This is a genomic window from Bradyrhizobium barranii subsp. barranii, from assembly GCF_017565645.3.
GTDB lineage: Bacteria > Pseudomonadota > Alphaproteobacteria > Rhizobiales > Xanthobacteraceae > Bradyrhizobium > Bradyrhizobium barranii.
On the sequence record NZ_CP086136.1, the window covers coordinates 643,559 to 663,540 of the forward strand.

Below are 19,982 nucleotides of genomic sequence, written 5' to 3' on the forward strand. Positions count from 1 at the left end.
GGTCGAGGATCTGACGGATGACGGCCAAAATCGATCTCCTCACGTTGCAGCTCTTCGTGGCGATCGTCGAGGAGCAGAGTATCGCGAAGGCGGCGGAGAAGAAGAACATCGCGGCGTCCGCGGTCAGCCGCCGCGTCTCGGATATCGAGGACCTGTTCCAGGTCGAGCTGCTGCATCGCCATTCGAAAGGGATCGAGCCGACACCTGCCGGGTTCGCCCTGCTCGAGCATGCCCGCATCATCCTCGGCAACCTCAGCAAGCTCGAGAGCGAGCTGACCGGATACCGGCAGGGCAAGCGCGGGCTGATCCGGATCTGTGCCAACAAATCCGCGATCCTCGAAGCCCTGGCGGACGAGCTCAGCCTGTTCCTGGAGCGGCATCCGCTGGTCCACATCGACATCGAGGAGGATCTCAGCCCCGCGATCGTGCGCGCGGTGGTGGAGAACCGGGCCGACATCGGCATTTATGGCGGCAACATCGACGGACAGGATCTGGAGTTGCTGTCCTATCGCAGCGACAGCCTGGTCGCGCTGGTCACGCGCGACCACCCGCTGGCGTGCCGCGGCAGCGTTCGCTTCCGCGAGCTGGTTGATTTCGACTTCGTCAGCCTGGAGAAGGGCAGCTCGATCGAGACGCTGTGCGTCAGGGCCGCCGCGGCACTCGGGCAGCACCTCAAGGTGCGAATCCGCGTCAGCAGTTTCGATGCGCTGTTCCGCGTCGTCGATGCGCGGATGGGGGTCGGCATCGTGCCGCTGGAGATCGTTCGCGACCGCTACGGCGTCGACAGCCTCGTCACCGTCCCGCTCGACGAGTCCTGGGCGCGCCGCGACCTGGTCATCGGCGTGCGCGATTACAAGTCGTTGCCCTCGGTCACGAAGCTGCTGGTGGAGCATTTGCGGACCCATGATGATGCGCGTCTCACCACAGGCGGTGTCTCCGACCGGCTGACGGTCGTGCGCGGCCGAAGCTAGCCTCGCTCGTGCGAGAGGCCCGCCATCGCCGGCCGCGATGGCGGGTTGCCCAACCGTCACTGCACATTTCTGCGACGGACTTCTATCCTGCTTTCCAAGGTCGCTGCCGGTCGGCATGATCGGCGGCAACACGGCACATCAGATGCCGAACAGGGGAGGACGGATCGTGGACACGCGTGGTCGCACGCTGCTGGCCAAAATCTGGGACCAGCATGTCATCGCCCATGTCAGCGATGATACCGATCTGCTTCACGTGGATCGCCATCTGCTGCATGACCTCGGCGGCTCCGCCGGCCTGATCAACCTCAAAAGCCGCAACATTCCGGTCCACAATCCCGAACTGACCTTCGCTACGCCGGATCATGCGATTTCGACGGCGTCGGGGCGTGCCGGCACCATCAAGACCGGGTGGGAGCTGCTGGCGGCGTTGCGGACCGAGACATCGGCCAGCGGCATCCGGCTGTTCGACCTCGACCAGCCCGGGCAGGGCATCGTCCATGTCATCGGGCCGGAGCTCGGCCTCAGCCTGCCCGGCTGCCTGATCGTCTGCGGCGACAGCCACACCTGCACCCATGGCGGGCTCGGCGCGCTCGCCTTTGGCATCGGCTCCAGCGAGCTCACGCACGTGCTGGCGACCCAGACCATCATCCAGCGCCGGCCCAAAACCATGCGGGTGACGTTCGACGGCCGGCTGCCGTTCGGCGTGACGGCGAAGGATCTCATCCTCGCTCTGATCGGCCATGTCGGCGCCGCCGGCGGCACCGGCTATGCCGTCGAATATGCCGGCAGTGCGATCAGGGACATGCCGATCGAAGGGCGGCTGACCATCTGCAATCTGTCGGTCGAGCTCGGCGCCAAGATGGGGCTGATCGCGCCGGATGACAAAACGTTTGATTACATCCGCGGTCGTCCCTATGCGCCGCAAGGCGAGATGTGGGAGCGCGCCGTCGCGGCGTGGCGGACGCTGCAGAGCGACAGCGATGCAATGTTCGATCGCGAGGTGTCGATCGACGTCGGAACCATCATCCCCCAGATCACCTGGGGCACCAGTCCCGAACACGTCCTCGGTGTCGATGGCCGCATTCCGGATCCAGCAGACATCGCCGATCCCGCGCGCCGCGGCGCGATCGAGATCGCGCTCGACTATATGGGCCTGAAGCCCGGTGCGCCGATCGCCGGCACGCCGGTCGATTGGGTCTTCATCGGCTCCTGCACCAACAGCCGCCTTAGCGATCTGCGCGCCGCGGCCGAAATTGCGCGTGGCCGCAAGGTTGCGCCGGGCGTACGGGCCTGGGTCGTGCCGGGGTCGGAGACCGTCAGGCGCGATGCGATGGCCGAGGGGCTCGACAGGATCTTCATCGACGCGGGCTTTTCCAGCCGTTCATCACGGCGGTGAATTCGATCCCCCGCATCGCGCTGGCGCCGATCATCGTGCTGGCCTTTGGCATCGGAGATACCTCGAAGATCGTCACGTCGTGGATCGTGGTCGTCTTCCTGGTGTTCTTCAATACGTTCGAAGGGGCGCGCTCGATCGACGAGGGCTTTGTCAACGCGGCGCGGCTACTCGGCGCCAGCGAGTGGCAGATCACCCGCACGGTGGTCATCCCCTCGACCATGGCCTGGGTCTTCGCCTCGCTGACGCCTGCGATCTCCTTCGCCCTGATCGGCGTGATCGTCGGCGAGTTCATCGGCGCGGAACGGGGAATCGGCCGCCTGATCATCGAATCCGAGGCGCGCGCGGAGGCATCGGGAATGATGGTCGCCGTCGTCGTGCTGATGCTGGTCGGCGTCGCGCTGTCCGCGTTGATCTGGCGATTGCAGGCCTATCTGTTGCGCTGGCAGCAGCATAATCTCGCGGAGTAGCCCGAGCCGCGGCCTGCGGCGTTGATTACGGCCCCGCCAGCACCGTCCGAGCCGTCGCCACAAACGCCTGCGCCGCCGGCGATAGTGTCCGTCCCTGACGCTGCAGCAGCGACACCGGGCGGGTGATCGCCGGGCGTATCAGCGGTCTTGCGATCAGCGTCGGGAATTGATCGGCGGGCAGCATCGTTGCGGGGAGAATGGCGAGGCCGAGCCCCTGGGCTGTCATGGCGAGCGCGGTGTTGATCAGCGTGACCTCATAGGTTGGAGAAAGGTGCTTGCCCTGCGCGCCGAGGGCCTGATCAATCTGCATGCGGATCCGCGTCTCGCGCCGCATCGCGATGGTCGGAAGCTGCGCCAGCTCATCCCATGTCAGCGCGCGCCGCGCGGCGAAGTCGGCGGTGCGACGGCCGATCGCGCTCAGCCGGCCGCGGGTCAGCGTCTCGATCGTCATCTCCGCGAACTCACCCTCGACGCTGCCGATCGCGAACTCGGCATCGGTTGCGATCAGGCGCGGGACGAGGTCGTCGGCGGCGACGTCGCGCATGTCGATGTCGATCTCGGGGTGGGCCGCGCGGAACTTCGCGAGAACCTGCGGCAGCAATGCCGAAGCGGCCCGCCGACGCGACGAACGCGACGCGACCGGCGCGGGCCTGCGCGAGGTCATGCATGCGCCGTGACAGGCCCAGCGCATCGCTCAACATTCGTTCGGCGGCGTGAAAGGCCTCGTCGGCGGCCAGCGTCGGCTGCACCGAACGCGTGGAGCGGTCGAACAGTTTGACGCCGAGCTGCACTTCGAGCTGCTGGATCAGGAGGCTCGCGGCGGATTGCGTGATGCCCAGCTCGCGCGCGGCCCGCGTGATGCTGCGCGTGCGATACACGCCGGTGAAGGCCCGCAATTGTCGCAAGGTGACATTCATAGCGAATTCTCATGAATTGATGAGTTCTTTCCGACTTATCGCATAAGAGGCCTTGCAATAAAATGCATGCTGCGCGGGCAACGAATCCGCGATGATGCAAGGGGATGGAAACGAGCATGAGGACACAGGTGCTTGTCGTGGGCGCCGGGCCCGTGGGATGACCGCGGCCATGGATCTGGCCTCGCGCGGGATCGACGTCGTCGTCGCGGAGATCCGCCACGCCGGCGATCCGCCCAGCGTCAAATGCAATCACGTCTCGGCGCGCTCGATGGAAACCTTCCGCCGGCTCGGCGTCGCCGCAAAGCTGCGCGACGCGGGCCTGCCCGCCGACTTCCGGAACGATTGCTCCTACCGGACCACGGCGACCGGTATCGAGCTGTGTCGCATCGACATTCCCTCGCGCGCGCGCCGCTACAGCGCCACCGGCGGCCCCGACACCTGGTGGCCGACGCCGGAGCCGCCGCACCGGATCAACCAGGTCTATCTCGAGCCGATCCTGTTCAGCCATGCGGCCGCTCAGCCGCGCATCACCATTTTGGCGCGCACGGAAATCACCGATATCGAGCAGGACGACGATCGTGTGGTCGCGCTAGGTCGCAACCTCGACCGTGGAAACGCGCTCCGCATCGAAGCCGACTTCGTGGTCGGCTGCGATGGCAGCCGTTCGCTGGTCCGCAAATCGATCGGCGCCAGCCTGTCCGGCACGCCGGTGATCCAGCGGGTGCAATCGACCTTCATCGAGGCGCCGCAACTGAAGGAGTTGATGGGCGCGCACAAGCCGGCCTGGATGGTGCTCTCGCTCAACCCGCGCCGCTCCGGCACGACGGTTGCAATCGACGGCCACGACCGCTGGCTGATCCATAATCATCTGAGGCCCGATGAGCCTGAGTTCGACTCGGTCGATCGCGACTGGTCGATCCGCGCCATCCTCGGCGTCGACGAGCGGTTCGAGTACAAGATCCTCAGCAAGGAGGACTGGGTCGGGCGCCGGCTCGTGGCCGACCGCTTCCGCGACCGCAGGGTCTTCATCTGCGGCGACGCCGCGCATCTGTGGATGCCCTATGCGGGCTACGGCATGAATGCGGGCATTGCTGATGCCGTCGATCTCTGCTGGCAATTGGCGGCGCATCTGAACGGCTGGGCGCCGGCTTCGATCCTCGATGCCTATGAGGCGGAGCGCCAGCCCATCACCGACCAGGTGTCGCGCTTTGCCATGGATCACGCGATGAAGATGATGGCGCAGCGCGGCGGCGTGTCCGCGGAGATCGAGAATGACACGCCGCGCGGCCACGCGGCGCGCGCTTCGCTTGCGAGAGCGGCCTACGATCTCAACGTGCAGCAATATTGCTGCGCAGGCCTCAACTTCGGCTACTATTACGATGCCTCGCCGATCATCGCCTATGACGGCGAAACCCCGCCGGCCTACGCGATGGGGAGCTTTACGCCCTCCACCGTGCCGGGCGCCCGGGCGCCGCATGTCTTCCTGCGCGACGGACGATCGCTCTACGATGCCTTCGGATCGGGTTATACGTTGCTGCGGCTTGACCCGGCGATCGATGTGGCGCGGCTGCTCTCTGCCGCAGAACAGCGCGGCATGCCGCTCGCGCTGGTCGACATCGCGCCGGACGAGACGAACGGGGCCTATGCCGAGAAGCTCGTGTTGGCACGACCCGACCAGCACATCGCCTGGCGCGGGCAGGCCGCGCCCGAAAATCCAGAAGGCCTGCTTGCGCGCATCACTGGTGCTGCGGCGTGATCGAACAGCAGGCTGCCTGCCGACGGCACGGCAGCCTGGTCGTGCCTACAAACAAGAATACGTCATGGGGGAGGAGAAATTGTTTCACGTTGCAAGGCGCCGCATTCTGGTCGCGCTGACGGCCGCGACTTTCGCCGTGTTGCCGCTGGAAGCCGGCCGCGCAGCCTATCCGGACCAATTGATCAAGATCATCGTGACCTTTCCGCCCGGCGGCAGCGCCGACACCGTCATCCGTGCGCTCGAGCCGCTGGTCACCGCCGAGCTCAAGCAGAGCCTGGTGATCGAGAACCGCGCCGGGGCAGGGGGCAATATCGGCATGGCGGCGGTGGCCCAGGCCAGGCCCGACGGCTACACGCTCGGTGTCGCGCCGGCGGGCGCGCTGACGGTGAACCCGCACCTCAATTCGTCGATGCCGTTCGACCCAAAGGATCTCGCGCCGATCACGCTGCTGGCGGAAATTCCCTTTGTGCTGGTCGCGTCCGCGGACGTGCCCGCGCACAATGCCGCAGAGACGATCGCGCTCGCCAAGGCGAAGCCGGGCGCGCTGTCGATCGGACATGGCGGCAATTCGACCGCGATGCATCTGACGGCCGCGCTGTTCACGCAGAAGGCGGGGATCAGCATGGAGCTCGTTCCGTATCGCGGGACGGCGCCGGCGGCGGTTGATGTCCTTGCGGCACACGTCCCCTTCGCGGTGCTGGATATCCCCGCATCGAGGCAACTGATTCTCGAAGGCAAGCTCAACGCCGTCGGCGTCTCCTCGGTACGTCGCCTCCCATCCTTGCCCGATGTGCCAACCCTTGCCGAGAGCGGTATTGCGGGCTTTGAATCCGTAGGCTGGTTCGGGCTCGTTGCTCCCTCAGGCACGCCCGCGGACGTCATCAGCAGGCTGAACGAGGCTTTCACAAAAGCCCTGAAAGACCCGGTGGTGGCCGAGAAGATCCGGACCCTCGGCGCAGAGCCCGCGCCGACCTCGCCGGAGCAGTTCGGCCGCTTCATTCAGAGCGAGAGCACGAAATGGGGCAAGCTCATCAGCGAGGCCGGCATCAAGGCGAACTAGGCCGCGTACCTATAAACCCGGTGCGACATGTGACTGGTGGCTTCGTCCGCTTTGCTCCTATAACCGAAACCACCATGATCGCGGCGTGCTAATCGAACCTCGTGGTGCCAATCGGAGGCCGTATGAGTCAGTTGAGGTCCATGTACCCACCCATCGAGCCCTATAGCACTGGCACCCTCGACGTTGGAGAAGGTCACCGGGTTTATTACGAACGGGTGGGGACGCCGGGCGCGAAGCCGGCGGTCTTCCTGCACGGCGGACCGGGCGGAGGTTTGTCCCCTGAACATAGGCGTCTGTTTGATCCCAATCGATATGATGTCATGCTCTTCGATCAGCGAGGATGTGGGCAATCAACTCCGTACGCGGGGCTCGAAGCGAATACGACTTGGCATTTGGTATCGGACATCGAGCGCTTGCGTGAACTTGCAGGCGTCGACAAATGGCTCGTGTTCGGTGGCTCGTGGGGATCGACTCTCGCATTAGCTTATGCAGAAACGCATCCCGACCGCGTCAGCGAGCTTGTTCTCCGTGGCGTCTACACCGTCACCAAGGCGGAGCTGCAATGGTACTATCAGTTCGGCGTCTCAGAGATCTTTCCGGAGAAGTGGGAAAAGTTCCAGGCACCGATACCCCTGAGCGAGCGAGGCGACATGATTGCGGCGTATCGCAGCCGGCTGACAGGCGACGATCGAGCCATCCAGCTCGAGGCAGCCAAGGCTTGGGCTATTTGGGAGGGCGAAACGATCACGCTGCTGCCTAATCCAGCATTCTCGACATCGTTTGGCGACGACCAATTTGCGCTCGCGTTTGCGCGATTGGAGAACCACTATTTCGTTCACGATTGCTGGCTGGAGGATGGGCAACTTCTGCGCAACGCTCACCGCATCCGCGGTATCCCGGGAGCCATTGTTCACGGCCGCTACGACATGCCCTGTCCAGCCCGATATGCGTACGCGCTGCATAGGGCGTGGCCTGATGCCGCATTCCATCTGGTCGAGGGTGCAGGTCATGCCTGGTCGGAGCCAGGTATCCTCGATCAACTGGTGCGCGCCACCGATCGCTTCGCGACAGCACTATGAAGAGGGCAACGACGAAGTCGGAATAAATCCGGGCGCAGAAGAGGAGAATCATCCGTTGGCGGCGGGCTGGTCTCTGGGGCCGCATCATCGACACGCTGGGTGCTTGCTACTCCACGTAAGAAGAGCGTCTGCGACACGTCGATTGTCCGCGTGCATCAGCACGGAGCGCTTCTTCAACAGGATCAAGCAATGCCGTCGTGTGGCGACGCGTTTTGACAAGCTTGCCGCCAACTATCCCGCTTCGTCCAACTCGCTTCAATCAGGCTATGGCTCGGCGCTAATGAGTCCACGTCCTAGGCCTTCCTCTCCGCCGCTCAAGCTTGCTTGTTCTGACGGAGCCGTGACGGCCAGCCGATCCTGACCAGGGTCTCGTCCGGGTCCGACAGCGCAAACTCGTACATTCCCCACGGCGTGTCCTCCGGCCCCCGTCCGTTGGCCAACTCGCCCGAAAACTCTCGCGCGAGTTCGTCGACGGCCTCGGTGTAGAGATAGAGGCCGAACGGGTTGCGGCCTCTGATCAGCCAGCCTTCGACGGCATCGGTGAGATGGAGATGGCCACCCTTTCCATCGGAGAGGATGCGATAGCTGTCCTCACCGTCCGCCGGCTTGTCGCCGTCCGCGCGCGTAAAACCGAGCCGGGCGTAGAATTTCTCCGAGGCGGCGAGGTCGTTGCAGGGAAGGATGGACGTCAGTGCGTGAGTTGGAGGCATGCGAATCCCTTTGCGTTAGACCGCCGATACGTGGGGACGGAAGGTTCAAAGTCGTCACGGCCCGCCGTCCCGACCAGCTTGCGTCCTTTTGAAGACGACCTTATAACCTCGCGCAGGTGCCGAAGGGGCGCCTTCCCGCACAAGAGGCTCTCACCCTTCGAGAGGTTGTCCGTTTTCTTCCGGCGATACGGTCTTTCGATCGGCATCCGGGAAGGCCAACGATGACGAGCCCTTTGTTCGGCAATAGCGGGAGTGTCGGACGCCTCACAGGGGTTGTCATGAACACCGTATTCTCGTCGGGCGCTGCGACGCTCGAATTCCCAAGCACGTGCGATGAATTGTTGCGTGAAATCAAAATTCGCGCGCGGTTACGCTTGAACGATCCGACCAATGAATCGCCGGATGTCATATTCTACGCACGCTGGATATCGAGGCGGCGGCGCTGGGCGTGGCCCGCGAAATGGAAGTTCCCGCGCTCGGGAACGCGCAGACCATCGGGACTGCGTTGCTGTCGACCAAAGTACAGCTCGTGATCCTGGACGGCTTGACCCATGAAGCCGAACTGAGTGCGGTCGATCTCGTCCTGCCTCGAGTTCGTCAGTTTCTGCATGGCGGGTCATCATCACGACGGCCGGTTACTTACTCGGTTCGACCGTGAACGCGAAGCCGCTGTCGAGCGGGGGCACGCGCCCGGTGCCCCCGCGACCAGAGCGGTGACAGGTTGAACCTGCTACCGTCGCGGCCCGACCAACAGCATCCCGCCAGCCGGCAGGGAGCGAGGTGTTTCACGACGATGTTCGACAAAACCTACCGGCAGCGCCTCGAGGATGATCTTTCGCAGTGGGAAGCCGACGGCGTGATCGCGCCGGCGGCTGCCACCTCCATCCGCAGCGCGCTGCCGCCGCTCTCGCCCGGCATCAACATCGCCGTCGTCGTTGCCATCGTCGGCGGCCTCTTGATCGCAGCCGCCTTCCTCGCCTTCGTCGCGGCGCACTGGACGGAGATCGCGCGGCTGCTGCGGTTCGCGATCCTGATCGCCGGCATGGTCGTCGCGGGCGGCCTCGGAGCGTGGTTCGCCGCGACGGGCCGCACGGTTCTCGCCGATCTCTGCGCGAGCATCGGGGCGATCATCTTCGGCGCGGGCATCGCGCTGGTCGGCCAGATGTATCATCTCGGCGAGGATTTCGCCGGCGGTATGCTGCTGTGGTCGATCGGAGCATTTGCCGCCGCCCTGCTGACCGGATCGCGCGGCGCGCTTGCGGTCGCCCTCGTCGCGGCCTGCATCTGGACCTGCATGCGCAACTATGATGCGCCTGATGTCCTGCATCTTCCGTTCGTGGCGGTCTGGCTGATCGCCGCCGCGCTCGCGCTTGCATGGAATTCCCGCGTGGCGGCCCATCTCGTCGCGGTCGCGCTGCTTCCGTGGTGGATCGCGACGTCGCTCCGCTTCGAGCTCGACGGTGCCCAGCCGTCGTTCGTGCTCGCGAACGGCGCCGCCTTGCTGTTCGGCGCCGGACTCGCGATCGCCGCTGTGCCGTTGCCGAGGGCGCGGCGTCTCGGGACCGTTTTATCGATTTACGGAGCGTTTTCGCTGGCCGCCGTCGCTTGCCTGGAGGTGACAACGGTCGACGACATCATCCGCTTCCGGAACAGCACGGTGCCGGCCCAGCCGCTTTGGGCGATCCTGTGCGGGGCCGCGGGCGTGATCCTCGCGCTTGCGTCCGCCGGCATCACCAGGCGTGCAGGTGAAATCCTTGCGGCATGTTCGATCGGGCTAGTCCTGCTCGCGGCGCCGATCTGGCCGGCATCCACGGCCGGCGAGCCCTGGTTCGCCTATGCCGCGCTGCTCTGCGCCATGCTGTGCCTCGTCGTCTCCGGTGTGCTCGATGATGTGCGTCCGCGAATCGTCGCCGGCTGGCTCGGGATCGCCGGCGTCATCGCGGGCATCACCTGGGCGGTAAAGGGCTCGCTGCTGCGCCGCTCGGCTTTCCTTGCCGCGGCCGGTGTGATTGCCGTCGTATTTGCCACCGCGCTCAATCGCGCGCTGCCGAGGGCTCAGCGATGATGGAATTGACCGCGTCCGTGACAAAACTCTGGCAGCGCATCCCGAAAGCCGTGCTGTTCGGTGTCGCCGTCCTGCTTCAATGCGCGCTGCTGGTGCTGATGGTCGCCGATCGCATGCAGATCCTGCGCGAAGGCCGTGAGGTGACGTTGCAGACGCAGCCGGTCGATCCCCGCGATCTCCTGCGCGGCGACTATGTCGTGCTTCGCTACGATATCTCGCAACTGCCGGCGGGCACGCTCGCCGGACAGCCGGCGGCCGAGCGCAAGCCCGTCGTGTTCGTCAAGCTCGCGCCGAATGCCAATGGTCTCTACGAGGCCGTCTCGGTGCATGCCGAGCCCGTCACGGTCGCGGCTCCCGAAGTGCTGATCCGCGGCCGCGTCTCCTATTACGGCGGAACCTGCGGCTCGGGGCCGCGCGTCTTCTGCGAGAAACTGGCGATCAAATACGGTCTCGAAAGCTATTTCGTGCCCGAAGGCGAGGGCAAGAAGCTCGAGCAAGCCCGCAACCAGCAGAAGCTGCGCGTCGTCGCCGCCGTACTCCCCTCAGGCCGCGCCGCCATCAAGCGGCTGCTGCTTGACGGCGAGCCGGTCTATGAGGAGCCGTTGTACTAGGCGCTGATCATTTGGCCTTCAGCGCCCGCCGCAGCACGTCCCACATCCGCGGATCGCTCATATGCGCCACGTTGAAGCGCAGGAAGTCCGATGCCGTCTGCGACACGCTGAAGACGTTGCCCGGCGCGAGCACCACATCCTCCTCGAGCGCGGCGCGCGCGACGGCGGTAGCATCCTGTCCGCCCGCGAGGCGGCACCAGAGGAAGAAGCCGCCGCGAGGCATCAGCCAGGGCTCGATGCCGAGCGCCTGAAGTTTTCGCGCGACGTCGCGGCGCGTCCGCGTGAGCTTTTGCCTCAGCTCGTCCATGTGTTTGCGATAGCTGCCGCCGGCGAGGACCTTTGCGATGATCTCGGTCGCCACCGGGCTCGGGCCGCCGAAACTGGTCGCGACCTGGAGGTCGACGAGGTGCTCGATCCAGTCGGCTCGCCCTGCGATGTAGCCGCAGCGCACCGAGGCCGACAGCGTCTTGGAGAAGCTGCCGATGCGGATCACTCGGTTCAATCCGTCGAGCGCGGCAAGGCGCGGCGAGCGCTCCGGTTCGAAGTCGCCGAAGATGTCGTCCTCGATGATGGTGAGGTCGTGCGCGGCGGCCGCAGTCAGAAGCCGGTGCGCGGTCTGGAGCGAGATCGTCGCGCCGGTCGGATTGTGCAGCGCTGAATTGGTGATGTAGAGCCGCGGCCGCTCAGCCGCGAGGATCTGCTCGAAGCGCGCGACATCGGGGCCCGACGGCGTGTAGGGCACGCTGACGATCTTCGCCTGATGCGCCCGCAGCAGCGCACGAAAATTGAAGTAGCAGGGATCGTCGACCAGCACGGTGTCACCGGGACGGAGCAGGAAGCGGCAGATCAGGTCGGTCGCCTGCGTGCCTGAACCGGTCAACATCAACTGGTTGATCGATGCCTCGATCGCGTCTTCGGCGAGGCGCGCGAGCAGTAGCCGGCGCAGGGCAGGAGAGCCGCTCGTGCTGCCGTAATTGGTCAAAACGCTCGCGTCGGTGCGGGCAAGCGCACGGGTGGCGCGGCGCAAGGCCGCCTCCGGCATCCACTCCGGCGGCAGCCAGCCGCAGCCGGGTTTTGGCACGGCATCGTCCGTGTCGAGCGATTGCCGCGACACCCAGAACGGGTCCACGGCCCGGTCGCGGCGGGGCTCGACTTCGGTCAGCGCCAGCGGCGGGGTGACGGCCGATGAGACATAGAAGCCCGAGCCGCGACGGGCGCGGATCAGGCCGTCGGCGGCCAGCCGATCATACGCTTCGACGACGGTGGACGGCGAAACACCCATTGTCGCGGCAAGGCTGCGAATCGACGGCAGGCGGTCGCCGGTACCGAGTGCGCGGGTCGCGACCTTGGCGCGGATCGCGCCCATCACGTCGCTGGTCCGCGTCCCGCCCCGTCCCTTCGTTTGCGCTTCGCCGCCCAAGGTGTATTACCTTACATATCCATACAGTTTTGCCGGATTGTACTGGATTGTCGCTGGTCTCGCCACCGGCGACGGTCGATGATCGTGACCCAAAAGGCGAGACGGACATGCAATCTGCAGGCAGTGGCTGGGGCAACGGGCTTCTCGGCGTCATCATCTTCAGCGGCTCGTTGCCGGCGACGCGCGTGGCGGTCGGTGGTTTCTCCGCGCTGTTCCTGACGTCCGCCCGCGCGGTCATCGCGGCACTGATCGGTGTGGCCGTGCTCGGCCTGCTCCGCCAGGCGCGGCCGCAGCGGAAGGATCTCGTCTCGCTCGCCATCGTCTCCATCGGCGTCGTGGTCGGCTTCCCCCTGCTGACAGCGCTCGCACTCCAGCACATCACCTCCGCGCATTCGATCGTCTTCATCGGGCTCTTGCCGCTGTCGACCGCGATCTTCGCGGTGCTGCGCGGTGGCGAGCGGCCGCAGCCGCTGTTCTGGCCGTTCGCTGTGCTGGGCAGCGCCACGGTCGCGGGCTTTGCCCTGTCGAACGACGGCTCGGCCTCGCTCACCGGCGATCTCCTGATGGTCGCGGCCATCGTGCTGTGCGGGCTCGGTTATGCCGAAGGCGCCGCGCTGTCGCGCCGCCTCGGCGGCTGGCAGGTGATCTCCTGGGCGCTGCTGCTCGCGCTGCCGCTGATGGTGCCGGTCGCGATCTCAACCTGGCCGTCGACGTGGAGCGGCGTCGGCGTGCCCGCCTGGATCGGGCTCGCCTACGTCTCGGTCTTCAGCATGTTCGTCGGCTTCATCTTCTGGTACCGGGGCCTTGCGGTCGGCGGCATTGCCCGGGTCGGTCAGTTGCAGCAGCTCCAGCCGTTCTTCGGCCTCGCGCTCGCCGGCTTCCTGCTGCAAGAGCCGGTCGCATGGAGCATGATCGCCGCGACCGCACTCGTGGTCGTCTGCGTCTTCTTCGCGCGGCGATATGCCTGAGGCGGTGATCGCAGTTCCCGACCAGGGTCTGAAGTTGATGACCTTGATCGAACGCGCTTCCATCTGGTCATTGGCTCGCGACCACACCTTGGCGCGGTCGTTATGCGACTGCCAACGTTGATCTAGATCAACGTCTGTTCTTGCACGCAGTGCCGCACTGGATGGGAGAGTTATCTCCCCGGTGCATCGCGTGCCCTGTTTCGCGATCACAGTGACAGCATCCGCCTGGCTGGTCTGCTCGTTTCGCTGATGGGACGGTGATCGGCATCCTCACGCGACTGACAGAAATCCGCAGAAAGCAAGGGAAGGAGCACGTCATGCGACACGGAACCAAATTTTGGCTAGCCGGCGCCGTTATTGCCTGCGCAGCCATGGGCTCGGTGCAGTGGTCGGAGGAGGATGGTCTTTCATTCTCGGTTCAGAGCGCACAGGCCCGCGTAGGGCGACCAGCGACCCCAGTGAGTGTCGCCGGCGTCGCGCGGCGAACGACGCGCCGCGCCGTAGTCGGTGGAGCGGCCGTAGGCGCCGCTGTCGCGGCACCAACGTGCGCCCGCGTGCTGGTCAATGGCGCCTGGGTCTGTCGCTAGGAGATCTCTGTCCTTCATGGGGGTGATCGCAGCGATCGCGCTCGTGGTCGTGTGCGTCTTCTTCTTCGCGCGGCGGTTGGCGTGAGGCCTGTGCCTCACGCCTGCCCCATCACCGTCCGCGTCAGCGCACTCCGGGCAAACTTCTTCAGTGGCATCGGCTTGCCGAACAGAAAACCCTGCACGAGGTCGAAGCCGAGCTCGTTGGCGGCGACGAGGTCGGCGCGGCTCTCGACGCCTTCGGCCACGGTGCGCGCGCCGTAGGCGTGCGCGAGCTCGACGATGTGACGGCACACCGTGCGCTTCAGCCGATCGCTGCCGCTGCCGGTGACGAAGTGCCGATCGGCCTTCAGCTTGATGAAGGGAATCTTGTCCAGATCCATCAGTGACGGCCAGTTGGCGCCAAGATTGTCGATCGACAGGCCGATATTGTGCAGGCGCACCTCGCGCGCGACCTCGACGAGGAATTCGAGATCGCGGATCGCCTCCTCGCTGTCGATCTCGATTGTCAGCCCGCCGAAGGCTGGATGCGTCGGCATGCGGCGGCAGAGATCGCGCACCGCCTGCGGCTCCTTCAGATACGACGTCGGCAGGTTGATCGAGAGATCGACCGGGCTCTGCTGCTCCAGGAGATAGTGCCAGTCCTGCAAGGCGCGCTCGATCACGAACTCCGAGAGCTCGCGCAGATGCGGATCGTGCTCTTCGGGGATGAAGTAGGCGGGCGGCACCACGCCCCAGGTCGGATGCCGCATCCGCACCAGCGCCTCGGCGCCGCTGCGGACCAAGGTACGCGCGTCGATCTTGGGCTGGTACCAGAGCTCGAGCCAGCCGGCGTGCAGGGCCTCGCCGACATACACGGCCGGGCTCGGCGCCGGCTCGTCCGGCAGCAGCATCGCGACGCGCTCGCGCAGCGTCTCCGCGGCAAACGGTGTGGTCAGTGGTGGCAGCATCGCGAGGCCATACTCCTCGCCGACCTGCTGCACGGCCCGGACGATGATGGACTCGCGGGCGCCGACGGCGAGAACCTTGCCGTCGAAGGCCTCGCGCACCAGCGTCTCCAGAAACGTGCCGGGCTCGATGCCGTCGGCGGCGATGCCGAGCAGGATCAGGTCCGGCAACTCGCGGGTCAGCACGGTCTGCAGCTCGTCCGCGCTGGCGCATTCGCTGGTGACGAAACCAAGATCCTCCAGCACCTCGGCGAGGAATGCGCGCAGATGGCGCTTGCCGTCGGCGACGCATGCGCGCGGCGTTACCTTTCGCCGTCCGAAGGTTTTGGGCCTCCGTCCGGCGAGCTCAACAAGTTCATCGTTCATCGCAAACCACTCCCGTTCCGCGACAGGTGTTAGCGATGGGAGCAGTTTCAAATATGGAGAGCTTCAGTCGATTGTTGAATTATCTGGGTAACGTTAAAGCCCGCATCACGTCTAAAATTGTCTGGATATTCTTCCAGAAGTTTTTACGTCTGCCCGCGCGTCGCGCGCGGGCGTGCGGCAATCCCGCGCAATTTTTGCAAGACGCGGCTTGGCTGCGGACACGCGCGCTGTCCTGTAATCGGACGAGGTCGCGCGCACTTCGCCCAATTGAATAATGGACGCCTCAATTGCCTGTGGCGGCGTGCTGGGTCATGCAGTACCAGCTCGCGACCGCGACTCAGGACGGGAAACGCCTTGTAGAATCCGTGCTTGTCGAGCTGCGCATTCAGCTCATTCAACGCGCTACGAGCCGCTCGCGTTTCGCGCGGCGCTGGCGCGCGCGTGCAATGCCGCCATCGTCGATGTCCGCCGGTTCGATCTCATCGCAACCTCCTTCCCGTCGCTCTTGCGGTGCATCGCAGGATCGACGCGATGGCAGCGATGGGGGAGTTCATTTTCACGCGATGCGCGCATGTTCCATGGTTTACGCGTGACAGTTCTGCGACAACGTGGCCGGCTGCCGCGGCGCAAATGTGAAGCACATCACATGTGTCTTGCTGCACCTGCGCTATTGCTGTGCGCAGCCGGTGGTGGGCTGTCGAGGATTACAGCAATGACGACGCGGCGATTGATGTATTGGTGGTTCAGATTCGTTCTGTCAGGACGATTTACCGATCGCTTCCTGTGCCTGCCGCGGGCGGAGTAGCCGCGCCGCAATATCAGGTTTGCCCGATCAATTTGCGAAACGCCGCCGCGCCGTCCTGCACGGCGTCGCGTCCCTTCCAGGCCAGATAGGACAGCTTGCCGCCGAGTGTGTCGTGGCTGCGCAGCCGGCGCGAGCCGAGAATGTGGCCGACATTGGAGGGGAAGCGGCTCACCTCGGCGGACACCAGCGCCGCGATCGCATCCATCAATTGCTGGAGCCGGATACCCCATTCGCAACCCTCGATGCCGTCGATGCGGACCTTGAGCGCATATTCGGTGTCGTAGATGTCGGCGAGCAGGTCGCGCGCGACCAGCACGCGGTTGTGCTTGAGCGCGACCCGCAGGGCGAGCCGCTTGTCGTCGAGCCGGTCGAGCACCATGGGAACGACGCAGGCATAGGGCGTGGCGGCGACGTCGGCCACGCTCTTGCTCGCGGCGATCCTGGTGGCAAGGCGCACCAGCTCCCAGGACGTCTTCAGCCGCCTCGCCACCAGCGCCAGCGCAAAGGGCAGCGCGTCCGGGTGGGACTTCTTGAAGACATCGAGTTGCGCAGTGATCTGGGCAACCTGGCCGTCGTCGAATTTCGCGATCTTCTCAGGCAGCTTTTCGTTGAACTTCGGCAGCGCGTCGCCGGCGCGCAGCACCTGCTGCATTTTCCTCACGTCGTCGAAGGCGGTGCGCGAGGCCGTGTATTGCGTGAGCTTGGCGCGTGCGAACTCGGTGCTCTCCGCCGATGCGAGTGTGTTCTCGAGGACCTTGAGGACCTTGGTCTGGAAGATCGACGCGGTTTTCAGCACTTCCTTCGGGTTGTTGGCGGTGACCTGGTCGTTGATCGCCTTGATGTAGTCGCGCGCCATGGTCGGCAGCAGGTCGCGGCAGATCCACTCCCAGATCGGCGTGAGCGTGTTGCGTGAAATCCGTCCCGCATTGGCATGCTCGGGTGCGCCGTCGATCAGGAGCAGTTCGAGCGGCGCGAAGAAATAGCGCGAGGGACTGGTGGCGCGTGCCTGGGTCGATCCGTCCTTGCGGAACTCGGCGCGCAACTTCGCCTGGATGTCGGACGAGCCCGGCATGTCGATGCCGCACAGTTCGAGCCGCTCGAGCTCGCTGAGCAGACAGCTGCGCGAGAGCGGCGTCAGCCTCTGCAAGAACTCGGACAGCCGATCGATCTCGTTCATGGCACGCAATCTTCCGCAGCGTTTCCCGCAGGCCTACCGGCCTCATGCGTGGAGGCATTTGCGCGCTCTCAATCGTGACTAAGAGAAGCAAGTCATTGTTAATTTATCCGTAAAAACCGGGAGGGCGGGCGCCCGCTGGGGAGCGTTGGTTAAGGAGGCATTTCGTCGCCTGCTCAAGTTTTGGGCGAAAACCTCAACCTACGCGTGGTCGATCGCGTGGGTACTCAAGCATAAATTGTGCCTGCGCCGGTATTTCAGCACAAAACTGCCAAAATTACCGTAGTCTTACGGAGCAAAAAGTTAACCACAGACCGGCCTCGGTTCCGCTAAACGAGTCACATGGGGTCACAGAACGATACGGCCACCGATTCGCGGCCGTCGGAATGGTTCGAAAGCAGCTCTGCTCCGACCGTAGAGCTCGATTTCGCCCGCCTGAACGCGGTCCGCGCCAAGGCCGCCGACGAGATGGCCAGCGCCATCGCCCGCGAGCTCAACGGCCCCCTGACCGCGCTCCTGCTCTACATGGGCGAGATCAAGCACCACAGCGACCAGCTCGCGCCGGTTACGGCCGATCGGGCCTATTTGCAGCGCGTGGTGGAGAATGCGCTGGCGCAGACCGAACGCGTTTGCGGCGTGGTCAAGCAGCTTGCCGGCCCTCATAGGGATGCCCTGCCGATCCAGTCCAGGACCGAGGGCGCCGAATTGAACGCCGCCCGCGCACAGCAAGCGCAGCGTGTGCCGAGCACCGAGTTGCTGGGCCTGTCGGGCCAGAAGCGGCTGACCAAGCGCGAACGCGAGGTGCTGAGGCTGATCAGCGAGGGCTACTCGAACAAGCAGGGCGCGCTGCGGATGCAGATCAGCCCGCGCACGTTCGAGAGCCATCGCGCCGAGGCGATGCGCAAGCTCGGCGCGCGCAACACCGCGGACCTCGTCCGTGCGGCGCTGCTGCATTCGATCGATTGAGGTTCTGTCCTGCGCCGCCAGGCGGGCGATCAAGCCTGAGAATGGCCTGGGGACCCGATGGGTTCAGAGATAATCCTCGGCGAAAGGGCGTACCCGCGACGGCGGCCGCAGCGACTTGGGCTCTTCCTTCGGCGTGCTCGGAATGATCGTGATAGTCCAGCGCGGCGGCATGCTCGATTCCTGCTCCAGCACCGAGCGAACGAAACCAGTCACCGTCGCCTCGCCAGCCTTCACCGTCCTGCCGTTGAACTGTGCGATGCGGAAGCGACGGACCTCTTTCTGATCCGCAGTCTCATAGGTGAACATGGAAACCCTCCTGGTTTCCGGCGACTATCGCCACCTATGATTAGCCATCTGTGAAAATCCCAAACCGTAGAAGTACGGCGGGCTTGGTGCGGTTTTCGTCAGAGCGTTTTCGAGCGAAGTGGATACGGTTTGCGCAAGCCCCGCTCCGATTCCATCGAAACGAAAATGGCTCTAGCCCTGCGGCTCCTGTGCGCGCGCGGCGGCGTAGGCGGCATCCATCAGGTCGAGGAGACCGTGGAATTCGGCCTCGCCAAGCGTCTCCGCGGTCTGCTCCAGCCGCAGCGCCAGCGCCGCAAGCCTGACATAGCCGAACGTTCCGGCCGCGCTCTTCAGCGAATGCGCTTCGCGGGTGATCCTGGCGAGGTGCCGCGCGAGCGAGAGCGTGCGGAACAGCTGCAGACGCGCGCAGGTCTCGCTCCAGAACACGTCACGGACTTCACAGGCCCCGTCCTCGCCGATCTCCCGCACCAGCGCTTCGTACGCACCCGGCTCGCGCGCGGGCGCAGCATCGAGCGCTTTTGGCATCGGCGCGGCGGTCACTTCAAACATGGCTTTGGCCCGTCCTGGTCACGGTTCGTCTGCCGCGCGGCCTGTACGGCGCGAGGCATGCCCCGTGTCTAGGGCATCCGAATTTCAGTTCCGGTAGCAGGACGATCCGTGTTTGCAGGCCGGCGTTAGCCGCCGGTTTACCAAGGCGCCGGTCAGCGCGGGCCGAGCAGCCGGTCGTACTGGGCCTTCACGGTGGCATAGCATTCGCACGCCGTCTGGCGCAGGCCGTCCAGGTTGAGGATCTGGATGTGTCCGCGGCTGTAGTGGATGAAATTGGCGTGCTGCAACGTATTGGCGACCAGCGACACGCTGTTGCGGCGCGCCCCGATCATCTGCGCCATCGCCTCCTGGGTCAGCAGCAGCCGGTAATCGCCCGACAGGTCATGGGTGTGCAGCAGGCAACGCGACAGCCGCGATTCCACCGGATGGGCGGCGTTGCAGCCCGCGGTCTGCTGGACCTGTGCGTAGACGGCCAGCCCGTGACGGGTGAGCAGCGTCCGCAAGGTGCTGCTCTGGTCGGCCGCGTCGCGCAGCCGGTCGAGGTCCATCACGGAGGCGGCACCGGGGACCAGCACGATTGCCGTGTTCAGCGCGCAGGCATCGCCCATGGTCGAGAGCGTTCCCAGCAGGCTGTCGCGGCCGACCATGGCGACCTGCACATGCTCGCCCTTGGCGAGTTCCACCACCAGCGAGATGACGCCGCGGTGGGGGAAGTAGGCGCGCTTGAGCGTTTCGCCGGTCTCCACCAGGATCGCTTCGTGCGGCAGATCGATCATGCGCAAATGCGGGCGGATCAATTCGTAATCCTCCGCCGACAGTGCGGACAGGAAACCGTTGGATGGGCGCACCATCGTTTCCAAGACTG

General features: G+C 65.0%; 18 protein-coding genes and 3 pseudogenes. 11 read left to right on the forward strand and 10 right to left on the reverse strand.

Annotated elements, in window-relative coordinates:
- Window positions 1-17 precede the first annotated feature (17 nt).
- The 3 genes from J4G43_RS03170 to J4G43_RS03180 all read left to right on the forward strand — a co-directional run bounded on the left by J4G43_RS03170 (window position 18) and on the right by J4G43_RS03180 (window position 2,834).
- Window positions 18-971 (forward strand): LysR family transcriptional regulator, encoded by a 954-nt coding sequence (locus J4G43_RS03170; protein ID WP_208083971.1) that lies wholly within the window; start codon window positions 18-20, stop codon window positions 969-971.
- 166 nt (window positions 972-1,137) lie between these two features.
- Window positions 1,138-2,367 carry a 3-isopropylmalate dehydratase large subunit gene (locus J4G43_RS03175; RefSeq protein ID WP_225004586.1) on the forward strand — a complete coding sequence of 410 codons (1,230 nt, stop codon included), beginning with the start codon at window positions 1,138-1,140 and terminating at the stop codon, window positions 2,365-2,367.
- Window positions 2,364-2,834 (forward strand): ABC transporter permease, encoded by a 471-nt coding sequence (locus tag J4G43_RS03180; RefSeq protein ID WP_225004588.1) that lies wholly within the window; start codon window positions 2,364-2,366, stop codon window positions 2,832-2,834. Before J4G43_RS03175 ends, J4G43_RS03180 begins: the two co-directional genes overlap by 4 nt.
- Before the next feature lie 25 nt (window positions 2,835-2,859).
- Here J4G43_RS03180 and J4G43_RS03185 read toward each other — a convergent pair.
- Window positions 2,860-3,751 (reverse strand): annotated as a pseudogene (locus J4G43_RS03185) (LysR family transcriptional regulator).
- Window positions 3,752-3,867: 116 nt separating this feature from the next.
- Here J4G43_RS03185 and J4G43_RS03190 point away from each other — a divergent pair.
- From J4G43_RS03190 to J4G43_RS03205, 4 genes and pseudogenes are all read left to right on the forward strand, one after another.
- Window positions 3,868-5,507: pseudogene (locus J4G43_RS03190) on the forward strand (FAD-dependent oxidoreductase).
- Between the two features lie 79 nt (window positions 5,508-5,586).
- Entirely contained in the window at window positions 5,587-6,567 is a 981-nt protein-coding gene (locus J4G43_RS03195) for a Bug family tripartite tricarboxylate transporter substrate binding protein (RefSeq protein WP_225004590.1), read from the forward strand.
- A gap of 122 nt (window positions 6,568-6,689) precedes the next feature.
- Window positions 6,690-7,646, forward strand: coding sequence for a prolyl aminopeptidase (gene pip / locus J4G43_RS03200; RefSeq protein ID WP_208083973.1), 957 nt, complete (start codon window positions 6,690-6,692; stop codon window positions 7,644-7,646).
- A gap of 163 nt (window positions 7,647-7,809) precedes the next feature.
- Window positions 7,810-7,943 (forward strand): annotated as a pseudogene (locus tag J4G43_RS03205) (IS5/IS1182 family transposase); the annotation flags it as partial.
- Window positions 7,944-7,960: 17 nt separating this feature from the next.
- Here the strand turns inward: J4G43_RS03205 and J4G43_RS03210 are convergent.
- Window positions 7,961-8,356: a VOC family protein gene (locus J4G43_RS03210; RefSeq protein ID WP_208083974.1), complete on the reverse strand. Its 396-nt coding sequence runs from the start codon at window positions 8,354-8,356 to the stop codon at window positions 7,961-7,963.
- A 412-nt stretch (window positions 8,357-8,768) separates the two neighbouring features.
- Entirely contained in the window at window positions 8,769-8,966 is a 198-nt protein-coding gene (locus J4G43_RS03215; RefSeq protein WP_166346591.1) for a hypothetical protein, read from the reverse strand.
- A 183-nt stretch (window positions 8,967-9,149) separates the two neighbouring features.
- Between J4G43_RS03215 and J4G43_RS03220 the strand changes: the two genes are divergently transcribed.
- Window positions 9,150-10,421, forward strand: a complete 1,272-nt coding sequence (locus tag J4G43_RS03220; RefSeq protein ID WP_208083975.1) for a DUF2157 domain-containing protein — start codon at window positions 9,150-9,152, stop codon at window positions 10,419-10,421.
- Window positions 10,418-11,032, forward strand: a complete 615-nt coding sequence (locus tag J4G43_RS03225) for a GDYXXLXY domain-containing protein (RefSeq protein ID WP_208083976.1) — start codon at window positions 10,418-10,420, stop codon at window positions 11,030-11,032. The genes J4G43_RS03220 and J4G43_RS03225 overlap by 4 nt, the downstream gene beginning before the upstream one ends.
- A 7-nt stretch (window positions 11,033-11,039) precedes the next feature.
- On the opposite strand, the gene J4G43_RS03230 is transcribed toward J4G43_RS03225, so the two are convergent.
- A complete protein-coding gene (locus J4G43_RS03230; RefSeq protein WP_408581455.1) occupies window positions 11,040-12,398 on the reverse strand; it encodes an aminotransferase-like domain-containing protein in 1,359 nt (452 codons plus the stop codon).
- A gap of 161 nt (window positions 12,399-12,559) precedes the next feature.
- Here J4G43_RS03230 and J4G43_RS03235 point away from each other — a divergent pair, with 161 nt between their 5' ends.
- Window positions 12,560-13,420, forward strand: coding sequence for a DMT family transporter (locus tag J4G43_RS03235; RefSeq protein ID WP_208083978.1), 861 nt, complete (start codon window positions 12,560-12,562; stop codon window positions 13,418-13,420).
- 407 nt (window positions 13,421-13,827) lie between these two features.
- On the opposite strand, the gene J4G43_RS55585 is transcribed toward J4G43_RS03235, so the two are convergent.
- From J4G43_RS55585 to J4G43_RS03250, 3 genes are all read right to left on the reverse strand, one after another.
- Window positions 13,828-14,106 (reverse strand): hypothetical protein, encoded by a 279-nt coding sequence (locus J4G43_RS55585; RefSeq protein WP_208083979.1) that lies wholly within the window; start codon window positions 14,104-14,106, stop codon window positions 13,828-13,830.
- Window positions 14,103-15,317: an EAL domain-containing response regulator gene (locus tag J4G43_RS03245; protein WP_063980456.1), complete on the reverse strand. Its 1,215-nt coding sequence runs from the start codon at window positions 15,315-15,317 to the stop codon at window positions 14,103-14,105. Before J4G43_RS03245 ends, J4G43_RS55585 begins: the two co-directional genes overlap by 4 nt.
- Window positions 15,318-16,135: 818 nt before the next feature.
- Complete coding sequence (locus J4G43_RS03250) at window positions 16,136-17,299, reverse strand: hypothetical protein (RefSeq protein ID WP_063980457.1); 1,164 nt, start codon at window positions 17,297-17,299, stop codon at window positions 16,136-16,138.
- 339 nt (window positions 17,300-17,638) lie between these two features.
- On the opposite strand from J4G43_RS03250, the gene J4G43_RS03255 reads away from it, so the two are divergent.
- Window positions 17,639-18,262 (forward strand): helix-turn-helix domain-containing protein, encoded by a 624-nt coding sequence (locus J4G43_RS03255; protein ID WP_208083980.1) that lies wholly within the window; start codon window positions 17,639-17,641, stop codon window positions 18,260-18,262.
- A 63-nt stretch (window positions 18,263-18,325) separates the two neighbouring features.
- Here J4G43_RS03255 and J4G43_RS03260 read toward each other — a convergent pair whose 3' ends face one another.
- From J4G43_RS03260 to J4G43_RS03270, 3 genes are all read right to left on the reverse strand, one after another.
- Complete coding sequence (locus J4G43_RS03260; protein WP_208083981.1) at window positions 18,326-18,568, reverse strand: hypothetical protein; 243 nt, start codon at window positions 18,566-18,568, stop codon at window positions 18,326-18,328.
- 171 nt (window positions 18,569-18,739) lie between these two features.
- Complete coding sequence (locus J4G43_RS03265) at window positions 18,740-19,117, reverse strand: Hpt domain-containing protein (RefSeq protein ID WP_063980460.1); 378 nt, start codon at window positions 19,115-19,117, stop codon at window positions 18,740-18,742.
- Between the two features lie 152 nt (window positions 19,118-19,269).
- The gene (locus J4G43_RS03270) at window positions 19,270-19,968 is read right to left on the reverse strand and encodes a Crp/Fnr family transcriptional regulator (protein WP_208089231.1); all 699 of its coding nucleotides are present in this window, start codon (window positions 19,966-19,968) and stop codon (window positions 19,270-19,272) included.
- Between the last annotated feature and the right edge of the window lie 14 nt (window positions 19,969-19,982).